Source organism: Micromonospora sp. NPDC005197 (assembly GCF_040608295.1).
Lineage (GTDB): Bacteria > Actinomycetota > Actinomycetes > Mycobacteriales > Micromonosporaceae > Micromonospora.
Map to the genome: position 1 here is coordinate 48402 of NZ_JBEXHY010000026.1, position 13046 is coordinate 61447.

The window sequence follows — 13046 nt, forward strand, 5'->3', positions numbered from 1 at the left end:
ATGCGGATCGGCCTGCTCACCCAGTGGTTCGACCCGGAGCCGGGCGCCGCCGCCCTCCCCGGAATGCTCGCCCGGGCCCTCGCCCACCGGGGGCACGAGGTCCAGGTCCTCACCGGCTTCCCCAACTACCCCACCGGCGAGTTGGCGCCCGGCTACCGGGTGACCCGCCGACTCGACGAGGTCGACGGGCCGACCCGGATCCGCCGGGTGGCCCTCTATCCCAGCCACGACCGTTCCGCGCTGCGACGGATGGCCAACTACGGCTCGTTCGCCGCCTCCGCGCTGGTCTCCGGCACGTCGGCGCTGCGCGGCCTGGACGCCCTCTGGGTCGGGAACTCACCGATCAGCGTGGCGGTGCCGATGTGGTTCACCCGGTACGTGCAGCGGGTGCCGGTGCTGCTGCACGTGCTGGACCTGTGGCCCGACAGCGCGGTGGCCAGCGGCTTCCTCGGCACCGACCGGGTGTCACGGATGATCGAGCGGGGAATGGCCGGCTGGTGCGGTGGGATGTACCGCAGCGCCGGCCGGATCGCGTACGTCTCGCCCGGTGCCGCCGACCTGCTCGCCAGCCGGGGCGTACCCCGGGAGAAGCTCGTCCACATTCCAGTGTGGGCCGACGAGACACCGCGTACCAGCGTCGCGGACCTGCGCGCCGAACTCGGGCTCCGCGACGACCAGGTGGTGCTGGTGTACGCCGGCACGCTGGGCGAGGCGCAGGGGCTCGACCCACTCATCGACGCCTGCGCCCGGCTCCGCGACCCGCGGCTGGTCTGCCTGATCGCCGGCTCCGGAACCACCGAGGAGCGGCTACGACGCCGGGCCGAGGAAGCGAACGTGACACACGTGCGGTTCCTCGGGCGGGTGCCCCGGGAACGGATGCCCGCGCTGATGGCCACCGGTGACGCGCACTACGTGAGCCTGCGGCCCGGCGGCATGTCGGCGTACACGATGCCGAGCAAGGTGCAGGCCACCCTCGCCGCCGGGCGGGCCCTGCTGGTCGCCGCGGAGGGGGACGCCGCCGCCGTCGCACGGGACAGCGGGGCGGGCATCACCGCGCGACCGGGTGACCCCGACTCGATCGCCGATGCCCTGCGGGAACTCTGCGACCTGGGCCGGGAGAAGCTTGAGCTGCTCGGTCAGGCCGGTCGGGCGCACTACGACCGGGTCTTCTCCCTTGCCGCCGGCGCCGAGCGGGTCGAGCGGGCGCTGCGCGAGGCGATGGAGAGTCACCGGCGGCGCTGACCCCGGTGCAGCAGTCTCCGACCAGGCCGAGGCGCACGTTGTGACCTCGGCCTTGTGCAGCTCCCGGTCACGACGGAGCGAGCTGTAGAGTCGCGACGGCCGGTCGGGCGAGGGAAGCGCCGGCCGGACCGGCGAGGGGATGGCGCGTGCTGCACCTGAGGGTGATCACCCCGGAGAGCAGATCGACGGAGGTCGTCGACCTGCTCTCCGCAGAGGCGGGGGTGACTCACCTCGCTGTGCTGCCTGGTGCCGCCCGGCAACCGCAGGGTGATCTCATCCTCTGCGACGTGGTGCGGGAGAGCGCCGACCGCGTGCTGCGGGAGTTGCGGCGGATCGGCGTGGACACCAGCGGCGGCATCGCGGCCGAGGACATCGAGCTGACCATCTCCGCGGCGGCCGACCGGGCGGCGGACCGGGCACCGGGCAGTGGCGCGGACGCGGTGGTCTGGGACGAGATCGCCGCGAAGACCGGCGAGCAGACGGAACTGTCCGGCACGTACCTCGTACTGATCGTGGTGGCCACCATGATCGCCGGCATCGGGGTGCTGCTGGACCAGCCGATTCTCATCGTCGGGGCGATGGTCGTCGGTCCGGAGTTCGGCCCCCTCGCCGCGCTGTGCGTGGCGTTGCTGCGCCGCCGGCTCGGGGTGATCGGCCGCTCGGTGCAGGCTCTCGTGGTCGGCTTCCTGGCGGCCATGGTGGCGACCGTGCTGAGCACCTGGGCGCTGACCGCAGCCGGCCTGGTCAGTCGGGAGATGCTGCTCGCCGAACGCCCGCTCACCGACTTCATCTGGCGGCCGGACGCGCTGTCCTGGGTGGTCGGTCTACTCGCCGGCGTGGCCGGGATGCTCTCGTTGACGTCGAAGAAGTCGGGCAGCCTGGTCGGGGTGCTGATCTCGGTGACCACGGTCCCGGCCGCGGCGAACGTGGCGGTCGCCGCCGCCTACGGCGTATGGGACGAAGCGGGCGGCTCGGCACTCCAACTGGTGATCAACCTGAGTGCGATCGTCCTGGCCGGACTGCTCACCCTCATGGTGCAGCAGGTCTGGTGGTGGGGTCTGGCTCGCCGGTCCCGTCGTCAAGTAACCGGGTGAGCAGGGTCCGCAACGGGATCGACTCGCCGTCGCGGCCACCGGCCCCCACCACCAACGGCGCCGGGCTGGGCTCCGGGTCAGCGCCGAACAGCCGGGCCCGCAGACCGCCCGGCACGGTCAGCAGGTGGAACCGGCCGGACACGTCCACCGCCCGGGTCTCGGCCCGGTCGACGTACCAGCCGGTCAGCCGGGTCCGGTAGCGCCCGCGCCCGTCGTAACCCCGGGCGACCAGGCGCGTGGTGGGCAGCCCGCACCGGGTGGCCTCGGCCACGAACCAGGCCACCAGCTCCGCGGCCTGCGCCTGCTCGGCGGCCCGCCGCCGCGCGTCCGCGTCGGCGTGCGCCCGCACCGCGCGCTGCTGCCGCTCCCGCCACTCGCGGCCGTCGTCCTCACCCACGAGCCGACGGTACGCCCCGACTCAGTCGAGCACGGCCCGCAGGGTGTGCCGGGCGATGTCGGCCATCACCGGGTTGGTGTCGACGTAGTACGGCAGCGCGTTGATCGCCTGCGCCAGGGCCCAGCCGCGCCCCCGCTCCCAGGTGGCGTCGTCCACGCCCAACGCCCGCCGGTACGTCTCCCGCGACCCGGGGTCCAACAGGTTCCACGCCGGCATCAGATCCACCGCGGGGTCGCCGACCTGGACCAACTCCAGGTCGATGACCGCGGCCAGCCGCCCATCGCGCACGAGCAGGTTGCCCGGCATCAGGTCGGCGTGGATCCATACGTCGACCGGGTCGTCCCGGCGCGCGTCCCGGCACCGGTCCCACACCTCGGCGAGCGCGGCGGTGTCGGTGAGTTCGCCGCTGACGGCGAGGGCTGCCCGTACGTCGGCATCCTGGTCCGCCAGGGGCCCGCCCCGGCCGAACCCCGGCCACGACCGTCCGCCGGTGTCGACGCCGTGCAGGGCGACCACGACGGTGGCCAGGTCACGGGCGAAGACGTCCGGGTCGTCGATCCGATCGGGCTGGGCCGTCTCCCCGGGAATGAACCGGTACGCCGTCCACCACCCGGGGTACCCGTCACCCGGCGCACCGAGGGCGAGCGGTTCGGGCACCGCGATCGGCAGGTGCGCGGCGAGCAGCACAGCGTGTTCCTGCTCCTGCCGCAGCGTGTCGCGCAGCGCGGGGTCGGCGGAGGGGCGCAGCGGAAACCGCAGCACGAATTCCGTGCCGAGCCGGAACAGGGCGTTCACGGTGCCGGCCGAACGGAGGGGGCGCACCGGCAGACCTCGCCAGCGCGGAAACTGTTCGGCCACCAGCGCGGCAACCACGTCCGCGCTCACGTCCACCTGGTCGGCATGCATTCGCACCGCGAGATCATCACCCAGAAGCCCGCCGACACGCGACCCGTTTCCCGCCCGCCGCTGGCTGACACGGTCCCCGCCGCTGGCTGACACGGTCACGGATGGCTCGGCACCCGACCTTCGAACGCCCCCTGTCGAGCTGCCCCAGATCTGGGGCGGGCTCGCCTGGACAGGCCGACAACTCCAGATCTTGGACAGTTTCCGTCCGCGCCGAACGGAAACTGTCCAAGATCTGCACCGAAACCGGGAGCCGCAGGCGCCCAGCCAGGCCGTGGGTCGGGCGGGCGGTTGGGGGCGTGGGGCAGCTCGCGCGCCCCACCGGTGGGGCAGCTCGACAGTGCCCGCCGATGGCCCGGCGAGTCGGTCACCGCGCGACCGGGCTCGGGAGGCGCCGAGGATGACCGCCCCTGCGGGGCATCCCCGGCGCTTCCTCGCGCTGGCTGACGGATCAGGCCAATCCTGCGCGGCGCAGAGCCTCCGCCATCGCGTCGTTCGCTGGCGCCGGCGCGCCCTGCCGCTGCTGCCCGCCCCGTGTGCCCTGGCCGCCGCGACCGCCGGACCCGCCGCGACCGCCGGACCCGCCCTGGCCGCCGCCGGACCCGCCGCGACCGCCGGACCCGACCTGGCCGCCACCGGACCCGCCGCGACCGTCCTGTCCGCCGCGTCCACCCTGCGGTCCGCGCTGCGCTGGGCCGCCGCGGCCCTCCTGGCTCGTCCGGCCGCCGCCACCGGCGGCGGGCTCGTCCTCCAGGCGCAGGGTCAGCGAGATCCGCTTACGCGGTACGTCCACGTCGAGAACCCGGACCTTGACCACGTCGCCGGACTTGACCACCTCGCGGGGGTCCTTGACGAAGGTCCGGGACATCGCCGACACGTGCACCAGACCGTCCTGGTGGACCCCGACGTCGACGAACGCGCCGAAGGCGGCCACGTTGGTGACCACACCCTCCAGCACCATGCCCGGCGTCAGGTCACCGATCTTCTCCACGCCTTCGACGAAGGTGGCGGTGCGGAACTCCGGTCGCGGGTCGCGGCCCGGCTTCTCCAACTCGGCGAGGATGTCGGTGACGGTGGGCAGGCCGAACCGGTCGTCGACGAAGTCGGTGGCCCGCAGCCCGCGCAGGATCGCGCTCCGGCCGATCACCGAGCGCAGGTCCTGACCGGTGCTGGCGAGGATGCGCCGCACCACCGGGTACGCCTCGGGGTGCACGCTGGAGGAGTCCAGCGGGTCGTCGCCGTCGGGGATGCGCAGGAAGCCGGCGCACTGCTCGAACGCCTTCGGCCCGAGCCGGGCCACCTTCTTCAGCTCGGTCCGCGAGCGGAACGGCCCGTTGGCGTCCCGGTGCAGCACGATGTTCTCGGCCAGCCCGGCCCCGATCCCGGAAACCCGGGTCAGCAGCGGCGCGGAGGCCGTGTTGACGTCCACGCCGACCGCGTTGACGCAGTCCTCCACGACCGCGTCCAGCGACCGGGACAGCTTCACCTCGGACAGGTCGTGCTGGTACTGCCCGACGCCGATCGAGCGTGGGTCGATCTTGACCAGCTCGGCGAGCGGGTCCTGGAGGCGGCGGGCGATGGAGACCGCGCCGCGCAGCGACACGTCCATCCCCGGCAGCTCCTGTGAGGCGTACGCGGACGCGGAGTAGACCGAAGCGCCGGCCTCGGACACCATCACCTTGGTCAGGTTGAGCTGCGGGTGCCGCTTGATCAGGTCGCCGGCCAGCTTGTCGGTCTCCCGCGAGGCGGTGCCGTTGCCGATCGCGACCAGCTCCACCCCGTGCGCCCCGGCCAGCCGGGCCAGGGTCTCGATCGACGCGTCCCACTGTCGACGTGGCTCGTGCGGGTAGATCGTGTCGGTGGCGAGCACCTTGCCGGTGGCGTCCACCACTGCCACCTTCACCCCGGTGCGCAGGCCCGGGTCCAGTCCCATCGTGGGCCGGGTGCCGGCCGGCGCGGCCAGCAGCAGGTCACGCAGGTTGGTGGCGAAGACCCGTACGGCCTCCTCCTCGGCCGCCTGCCACAGCCGCATCCGCAGGTCGGCCCCGAGGTGGATGAGGATCCGGGTACGCCACGCCCAGCGGACCGTGTCGGCCAGCCAGCGGTCGGCCGGGCGGCCGGCGTCGGACACCCCGAACCGACCGGCGATCACCGCCTCGTACCGGCTCGGGCCCGTCGGCACGGCGTCCGCCTCGCCGGCCTCCTCGGGTTCCATGGTCAGGTCGAGCACGCCCTCCTTCTCGCCCCGCAACATCGCCAGGATCCGGTGCGAGGGCAGCTTCGGGTACGGCTCGGAGAAGTCGAAGTAGTCGGAGAACTTGGCGCCGGCCGTCTCCTGACCCTCGCGTACCCGCGACACCAGACGGCCCCGCGACCACATCTGCTCGCGCAGCGTGCCGATCAGGTCGGCGTCCTCGGCGAAGGTCTCGATGAGGATCGCCCGCGCGCCCTCCAGCGCGGCGGCGGCGTCGGCGACACCCTTGTCCGCGTCGACGAACCCGGCGGCCGTGGCCCGCGGATCCTGGCTCGGGTCGGCCAGCAGCGTCTCGGCCAGCGGCGCCAACCCGGCCTCGCGGGCGATCTGTGCCCGGGTCCGCCGCTTCGGCTTGTACGGCAGGTAGATGTCCTCCAGCCGCGACTTCGAGTCGGCGGCCATGATCTGCGCTTCCAGGGCCTCGTCCAGCTTGCCCTGGCTGCGGATCGACTCCAGCACGGCGGCCCGCCGCTCGTCCAGCTCCCGCAGGTAGCGCAGCCGCTCCTCCAGGGTGCGCAGCTGGGTGTCGTCGAGCAGGCCGGTGGCCTCCTTGCGGTAGCGGGCGATGAACGGCACTGTGGCGCCGCCGTCGAGCAGCTCCACGGCCGCCCGCACCTGACGCTCGGCCACGCCGAGCTCGTCGGCGATCCGCTGATGAACAGACTGGGTCACGATCTCGATCCGCCTTCGGGAGTGGGTACCGCCTGCATTGTGCCGGGCGCCCCCGGCCGCTGTCGCCGCGCCCGGCCGGGTACACCGTCTCGCCCACCGCGCCCGTCCGGGTTGATCCGTCGACAACCCCCGCCGGGCCTGCGCTAGCGTGGCGATCATGGAATCACCTGCGGAGCCGCGCGCCCGGCGGCTCTTCGGCGGCAGCGCCCGGGCCCTCGGCGACCTCACGGCCAACCCGTTCCGCGCCGACCGGGACCGGATCGTCGGCTCGCCGTTCTTCGCCCGGCTCGGCGGGGTCACCCAGGTGATCAGCCCGGTCGGTTCCGGGTTGCTGGTGCACAACCGGCTCACGCACAGCCTGAAGGTCGCCCAGGTGGCCCGGGCGATCGCCGAGCGCCTGACGGCCGACGACAGGTGGCGCGGCCTGCTGGACAAGCTCGGCGGCTGCGACCCCGACGTGGTGGAGGCCGCGGCGCTCGCCCACGACCTCGGCCACCCGCCGTTCGGGCACCTGGGGGAGCGGGTGCTCGACCGGCTGGCCCGCCAGCGCCTCGGCCTCGCCGACGGGTTCGAGGGCAACGCCCAGTCGTACCGGATCGTCACGAGCACCGAGATCCGGGGCGCGGCCACCACCGGGTTGGACCTGACCGCCGCGGTCCGCGCGGCGATGCTGAAGTACCCGTGGACGCGGCTGGACTACCCCGACCCGCACCCGCGCCTGCTGGACCCGCCGCCCCGCGGCGCCACCCCGCCGCCGGACGACCCGGAGAGCGGCTCGTTGAAGTTCGGGGCGTACCGGACCGAGCTGGACGACCTGCGGCAGGCTCGGGAGCCGTTCGCCGGCCGCATCCCGGACTGGCAGCAGACCGTGGAGGCGTCCGTCATGGACACCGCCGACGACATCGCGTACGCCATCCACGACGTGGAGGACTTCTACCGGGTCGGTGTGCTCCAGCAGGGTGCGGTGTCGGCCGAGCTGATGGCCTGGCAGCGCGAGAGCGGGCACTTCCGGGCGATCACCGACGCCGCGCTGGCCACCGCCTCCCGGCGGCCCGGTGCCGCCATCGAGCGGCTGCGTCGGCAGCTGCACCGCAAGGACGCCTGGATCGCCGACGACGACGCGTTCGCCGCCGCCGTCGAGCACGTCCGCGAGGAGTTGGTGGACGGGCTGCTGGCGATGCCGTTCGACGGCTCGATCGAGGCGGAACAGTACGTGTCGCGGTTCTCCGCCCGCTGGTCCACCCGCTTCGTCGAGGCGATCACGGTGACCGACCAGCCGTCGGTGCGCTCCGGGTACGTGCTGCTCGGCTGCGCGCAGTGGCACGAGGTGCAGGTGCTCAAGTTCGTCCACCACCGGTTCGTGCTGGCCCGCCCCGATCTGGCCCTGCACCAGCGTGGTCAGGCCCGGCTGCTGGGCACCCTCGTCGAGGCGCTGTGGGAGTGGCTGCTCGACCCGGAGGAGGAGTCCCGGCTGCCCCGCCGGCTGCACGACCTGGTCGAGCTGGCCGAGGCGGAGCTGCACCCGCGTACGCCGCACCGGATCGGCCGCGCCCGGGGCCGCGCCATCGTGGACTTCGTCGCGCAGCTCACCGACGGCCAGGCGGTCGCGATGCTGGACGCGCTCTCCGGCCGCTCCGGCGCGCTCTGGACGGACGCCTTCGTGCTCTGACCCGACCGTCAGGCCGGGCCCGCGCTGGCCTGACGACGTCAGGCCGGGCCTGCGCTGGCCTGACGACGTCAGGCGACGGACTGCCACCACCCGTCGACGGCGGGCGGGTCGTCGACGACCACCCGCTCGCCGGGGCGGGGCACGGCCAGCCGGACGTCGCGGGCCTTCGCCTCGGCCCACAGCCGGTTCACCGGCTCGGACCAGTCGTGCAGGGCCAGGTTGAACGTCGCCCAGTGCACCGGGATGAACAGCCCGCCGCGCAGGTCCAGGTGGGCGTCGACCGCCTCCTCCGGGAACATGTGGATGGTCGGCCACGCCCGGTCGTACGCGCCGATCTGCATCAGCGTCACGTCGAACGGCCCGTGTTCCGCGCCGATCGCCGCGTACCCGGCGAAGTAGCCGGAGTCGCCGGTGTAGAAGACCTTGCGTCGGGTCCCGGCGACCACCCAGGAACTCCAGAGTGTGCCGTCGCGACGCAGCCCTCGGCCGGAGAAGTGCTGGGCGGCGGTGGCGGTGATCTCCAACCCGTCGACCCGGTGCGACTCGGACCAGTCCAGCTCGATGATCCGCTCGGCGGGCACACCCCACCGGTCCAGGTGGGCGCCCACCCCGAGCGGCACCACGAACGGTGCCGACTGCCCGGCCACCAGCGCCCGCACGGTGGGCATGTCCAGGTGGTCGTAGTGGTCGTGGGAGATCAGGATGGCGTCCAGCGGGGGAAGCTCGTCCAGGCGTACCGGCGGCTCGTGCAGCCGGCGCGGCCCGACCAGCCCGGACGGCGAGCAGCGGTCACTCCACACCGGGTCGAGCAGGACCCGCCGACCCTCGATCTCGATGAGCGCCGAGGCGTGGCCGTACCAGACGATGTTCAGCTCGTCGGCGGTGTCGGCGGCCGGCGACGCGCTGGGGCGCGACAGCGGCACGGGCGCGGTGGGCCGCCGCTTCTGCTTTCCGAAGATCAGCTCCCGGACCAGGTTGCGACCCGGCTCGGCGACCATCGTGCGGGTGTCGGCCTGGTTGTGGAAGGTCCCGTCGCGAAACTGTGGCGAGCGGGCCGCCCGTTCGGCGCGGGCGCCGGCGAGCCGGCCGCCGAGCGCCGCGGGCACGTCCCGGGCCACCCAGGCCAGGCCGGCGAGCGCGGCCAGCCCTGCCGTTCCCCGCATCCGTCGCCCGAGCGACCGTTGCCCGTCAGTGCGTTCCGCTGGCGCCATCGCCGTCCCTCCGCCGTGTCCCGCACTACACGGTAGTTCCCCCGGGCGGTTCCCGCCCCGGCGGTCGCCCGCACCGGGCCGGTCGTCACCCGACGACCGACCCGGCAGCGGGATCAGCCGCCGTTGCTGGGTCGGCGGGCGGTCGTCCGGTACGCCGTGCCGGTGCCGCCGAGACGGTCCACCGCCGCCAGGAACTTCGGACCCATGGCGGCCCGGGCCTGCACCGCCGGGTGGGTCGCGCCGAAGTTGTCCGGGTCGGCCTGCCCGTCGGCGAAGAGCGCGTAGGTCAGCACCGCCGCGCCGGACCGGTCGAAGATCACCCCGGCCTCGTGCCGGGCGTCGGCGAACCAGCCCGCCTTGGTGGCGATCCGGGCCCGCTCGTCCGACGACATGGTGCGCCGGATGCCGTCGGTGAAGGCCACCGGGGAGCGCAGCAACCCGAGCAGGTACGCCGTCGAGGCCGGCGACAGCAGCGTGCCGGCGACCAGGGCGCGTAGCAGGTCGTGGGTCTCCCGGGGGGTGCTGGTGCCGAGGAAGAACCGGTTCGGGTTGGCCACCGGCTCGACCTGGGTGGTCGGGAAACCCTTGCCCACCAGGATCGAGTTGATCTCGGCGGCAGGGGCGACCAGCCCGCACAACCGCACCGCCGTGTCGTCGGAGACGGTCAGCAGGTTGGCCAGCACGTGCCCGATGGTCACGCTGCTGGGGTACACGCCGTCCAGGCTGAAGATGCCATCGCCACCCGGCACCACGATCGAGGCGGTCACCTCGACCCGCTGGTCCAGCGCCAGCAGCCCGCGGTCCACCTTGTCCAACACCGCCGTGGCCACCGCGATCTTGTTGACGCTGTACGCCTCGATCCGCCGGTCCGCGTCCGCCGTCACCGCGACGACCGGCGGGCCCGCCGGGTCGGCCACACTGACGTACGCCTGCCAGTTGCCACCGGCCTCGGTGCTGTACCGGGTGAAGGCGGCGGCGACCCGGTTGGCAGCCCGGGCCGGGGTGGTCGGTGCCGCCTCGGTGCTCTCAGCGGCGCTGGCCGGAGCGGCCGCGCCGAGCACCGTACCGGCAGTGGCCACTGTGCCCAGTCCGAGTGCCGTCCTGCGGTTCAGTCGGAGGGTCAATCGTCTCTCCCATCGTGGGGCGCCGGAGCGCTTGCCGGCCCACCACCCTAGGCGAGTTGATCGACGCACGATGCCCCCAGAGAAGTCCCGAACGATCCCGAACAGGTCAGCCGTGCCGTCGGCGCAGCACGGCGCCGACCACGTCGGCGGCCGCCCCGCGAAGCCGCGCGGCCGGCCCGCGAGGCTGCACTGCCGGGCCGGACCTGGCGCGGACGAACTGCCGCGGGTCGGGCAGGTGGCCGCCGCGGACCGACTCGCCGGCCGGGTTCGGGGCGAAGACCGTGCCGTCGTGCGCCGGGACCGGCCGCCCGCTCAGGCCGGCCAGCCGCATCAACGGCCCGACCAGCACGTCGTAGACGCCCGGCAGCACCGTGAAACCGGCCCGCAGCACCACGTTCAGCCGGCCCACCGACACCTCCCGACTGGGACGGTCCACACAGTCGACGATGGCCCGGGCCACCCGCTGCGGCCCGGCGACCGGCGGTGGGGGCCGGCCGACCCGACCGAGGTAATTGGCCGCCTGCTGGTACACCGGAGTGTCCACACTGCCCGGATTGACCAGGCACAGCCGGATCTCCGGGCTGTCCCGCAGCTCCTGCTGGATCGTCCGGGCCAACCCCTGCAACCCCCACTTGCTGGTCACGTAGGCGCTCATGTACGGAGCGGTGATGTGCCCGAGCACCGACCCGGTGAGGATCAGCGTGCCGGCGCCGGTGGCCCGGAAGTGCCGCAGCGCCACCCGGGCCGCACCCGCGGCGGCCAGCAGATCGGTCCGCACCACCTGCTCGAACACCCGCTCCGGCACCTCGTCGAAGCGCCCGTAGGCCATCACCGCCGCGGTGTGCACCCAGACGTCGATGCGGCCGAACCGCTCGATCGCCGCCTCCGCCAGCGCCTCCAGCGCGCCCGCCTCGGTGACGTCCGTCGGTACGGTCAGAACCTCGACGTCGGCGCACTCCGCGCGTACCTCGGCAAGGGTCTGCGGCGCGCGGGCCGCGAGCACCAGGCGGTCGCCGCGCTCGGCGAACGCCCGGGCCGTCGCCCGGCCGATTCCGCTGGTCGCGCCCGCGACCACCACCACCCGGCTCATGGTGCGAGCACGACCTTGATGCAGCCGTCCTCCTTCTTCTGAAACATGTCGTACGCCCGGGGCGCCTCGCTCAGCGGCAGCCGGTGGGTGCGCAGGTCCTCCACGCCCAGGGGGTCGTCGTCGCCGGAGAGCAGCGGCAGGATCTCGTCGGTCCACCGGCGGACATGGCACTGCCCCATGCGCAACTGGATGCCCCGGTCGAACATCTCCATCATCGGCATCGGGTCGGCCTCGCCGCCGTAGACGCCGGAGAGCGACACGGTGCCGCCGCGACGGACCGCCTTCACGGCGGCGTGCAGGACGGCGAGCCGGTCCGTGCCGACCCGGTCGGTCATCGTCTGGGCGAGCTTGTCCGGCAGCAGCCCGACGGCCGCGTGGGCCAGCTTTCCGACCGGCGAGCCGTGCGCCTCCATGCCGACCGCGTCGATGACGGCGTCCGGCCCGCGCCCGTCGACCAGGTCGATCAGCGCGCCCGGCACGTCGGACAACTCGCGGACGTCGAGCACCTCGATCCCGTGCCGGCGAGCCAGCTCCAACCGCTCGGGCACCAGGTCCAGTCCGATGACCCGGCCGGCGCCGAGGTGACGGCCGATCCGGGCGCAGAACTGGCCGACCGGCCCCAGCCCGAAGACGGCCAGGGTCCCGCCCGGTGGCGTGTCCGCGTACCTCACCGCCTGCCAGGCCGTGGGCAGGATGTCGGAGAGGTAGAGGTACCGCTCGTCGGCGCCGCTCTGCGGGATGACGATCGGTCCGAAGTGGGCTTGCGGAACGCGCAGGTACTCGGCCTGCCCGCCGGGCACCGAACCGTAGAGGGAGGTGTAGCCGAACAGCGCCGCGCCCTTGCCCTCGCTGGTCACCTGGGTCGTCTCACACTGGGCGTAGAGCTGGCGGCGGCACATCCAGCAGCTGCCGCACGAGATGTTGAACGGCACCACCACCCGGTCGCCGGGCTTGAGCCCGGTCACCTCCGACCCGACCTCCTCGACGATGCCCATCGGCTCGTGACCCAGGACGTCGCCGGGCTTCAGGTACGGCCCCAGCACCTCGTACAGGTGCAGGTCGGAGCCGCAGATCGCCGTAGACGTGATCTTGACGATGGCATCGGTCGGCTCCTCGATCCGGGGATCCGGCACCTCCTCGACCCGTACGTCCCGCTTGCCGTGCCAGGTCAACGCCTTCATGTCCGGCTGCCCTCCCTCGGTCCTGCCTGACAGCTACCCGGGGGAGGGCGGTTGAACCGGCTGCGACCGACGGCCGTGTCGGTGCTTTCGGCTGGCGTTGGCTGGCGTTGGCTGGCTTGCTGGCTTGGCGGGCTTGGTGGTGGTTGCGGTTGGGGCTGGGGGCGACCGTGCCCGGCTCCGGGCGGTCAGGCTTGATCCCTGCGCCGGGC

The 13046-nt window shown here is 73.5% G+C and carries 10 protein-coding genes; 3 read left to right on the forward strand and 7 right to left on the reverse strand.

Going from position 1 to position 13046, the window contains the following annotated elements:
* Both ABZU46_RS12335 and ABZU46_RS12340 read left to right on the forward strand, forming a co-directional pair.
* Window positions 1–1242, forward strand: coding sequence for a glycosyltransferase family 4 protein (locus ABZU46_RS12335; protein ID WP_354856782.1), 1242 nt, complete (start codon window positions 1–3; stop codon window positions 1240–1242).
* 146 nt (window positions 1243–1388) lie between these two features.
* Window positions 1389–2336 (forward strand): DUF389 domain-containing protein, encoded by a 948-nt coding sequence (locus ABZU46_RS12340; protein WP_354856784.1) that lies wholly within the window; start codon window positions 1389–1391, stop codon window positions 2334–2336.
* Here ABZU46_RS12340 and ABZU46_RS12345 read toward each other — a convergent pair.
* The 3 genes from ABZU46_RS12345 to ABZU46_RS12355 all read right to left on the reverse strand — a co-directional run bounded on the left by ABZU46_RS12345 (window position 2272) and on the right by ABZU46_RS12355 (window position 6562).
* Window positions 2272–2733, reverse strand: a complete 462-nt coding sequence (locus tag ABZU46_RS12345; protein WP_354856786.1) for a hypothetical protein — start codon at window positions 2731–2733, stop codon at window positions 2272–2274. The genes ABZU46_RS12340 and ABZU46_RS12345 overlap by 65 nt on opposite strands.
* A gap of 21 nt (window positions 2734–2754) precedes the next feature.
* On the reverse strand, window positions 2755–3639 hold the full coding sequence (locus ABZU46_RS12350; RefSeq protein ID WP_354856805.1) for an aminoglycoside phosphotransferase family protein: 885 nt from the start codon (window positions 3637–3639) through the stop codon (window positions 2755–2757).
* A gap of 448 nt (window positions 3640–4087) precedes the next feature.
* Window positions 4088–6562 (reverse strand): Tex family protein, encoded by a 2475-nt coding sequence (locus tag ABZU46_RS12355; protein WP_354856788.1) that lies wholly within the window; start codon window positions 6560–6562, stop codon window positions 4088–4090.
* Window positions 6563–6719: 157 nt separating this feature from the next.
* On the opposite strand from ABZU46_RS12355, the gene dgt reads away from it, so the two are divergent.
* Complete coding sequence (dgt, locus tag ABZU46_RS12360; RefSeq protein ID WP_354856790.1) at window positions 6720–8231, forward strand: dGTP triphosphohydrolase; 1512 nt, start codon at window positions 6720–6722, stop codon at window positions 8229–8231.
* A 68-nt stretch (window positions 8232–8299) separates the two neighbouring features.
* Here the strand turns inward: dgt and ABZU46_RS12365 are convergent, their stop codons facing one another.
* The 4 genes from ABZU46_RS12365 to ABZU46_RS12380 all read right to left on the reverse strand — a co-directional run bounded on the left by ABZU46_RS12365 (window position 8300) and on the right by ABZU46_RS12380 (window position 12837).
* Window positions 8300–9442 (reverse strand): MBL fold metallo-hydrolase, encoded by a 1143-nt coding sequence (locus tag ABZU46_RS12365; protein WP_354856793.1) that lies wholly within the window; start codon window positions 9440–9442, stop codon window positions 8300–8302.
* A 113-nt stretch (window positions 9443–9555) separates the two neighbouring features.
* Complete coding sequence (locus tag ABZU46_RS12370) at window positions 9556–10566, reverse strand: serine hydrolase (RefSeq protein ID WP_354856795.1); 1011 nt, start codon at window positions 10564–10566, stop codon at window positions 9556–9558.
* 106 nt (window positions 10567–10672) lie between these two features.
* Window positions 10673–11656 (reverse strand): SDR family NAD(P)-dependent oxidoreductase, encoded by a 984-nt coding sequence (locus ABZU46_RS12375; protein ID WP_354856798.1) that lies wholly within the window; start codon window positions 11654–11656, stop codon window positions 10673–10675.
* Window positions 11653–12837 (reverse strand): zinc-dependent alcohol dehydrogenase, encoded by a 1185-nt coding sequence (locus tag ABZU46_RS12380; protein WP_354856800.1) that lies wholly within the window; start codon window positions 12835–12837, stop codon window positions 11653–11655. Before ABZU46_RS12380 ends, ABZU46_RS12375 begins: the two co-directional genes overlap by 4 nt.
* Between the last annotated feature and the right edge of the window lie 209 nt (window positions 12838–13046).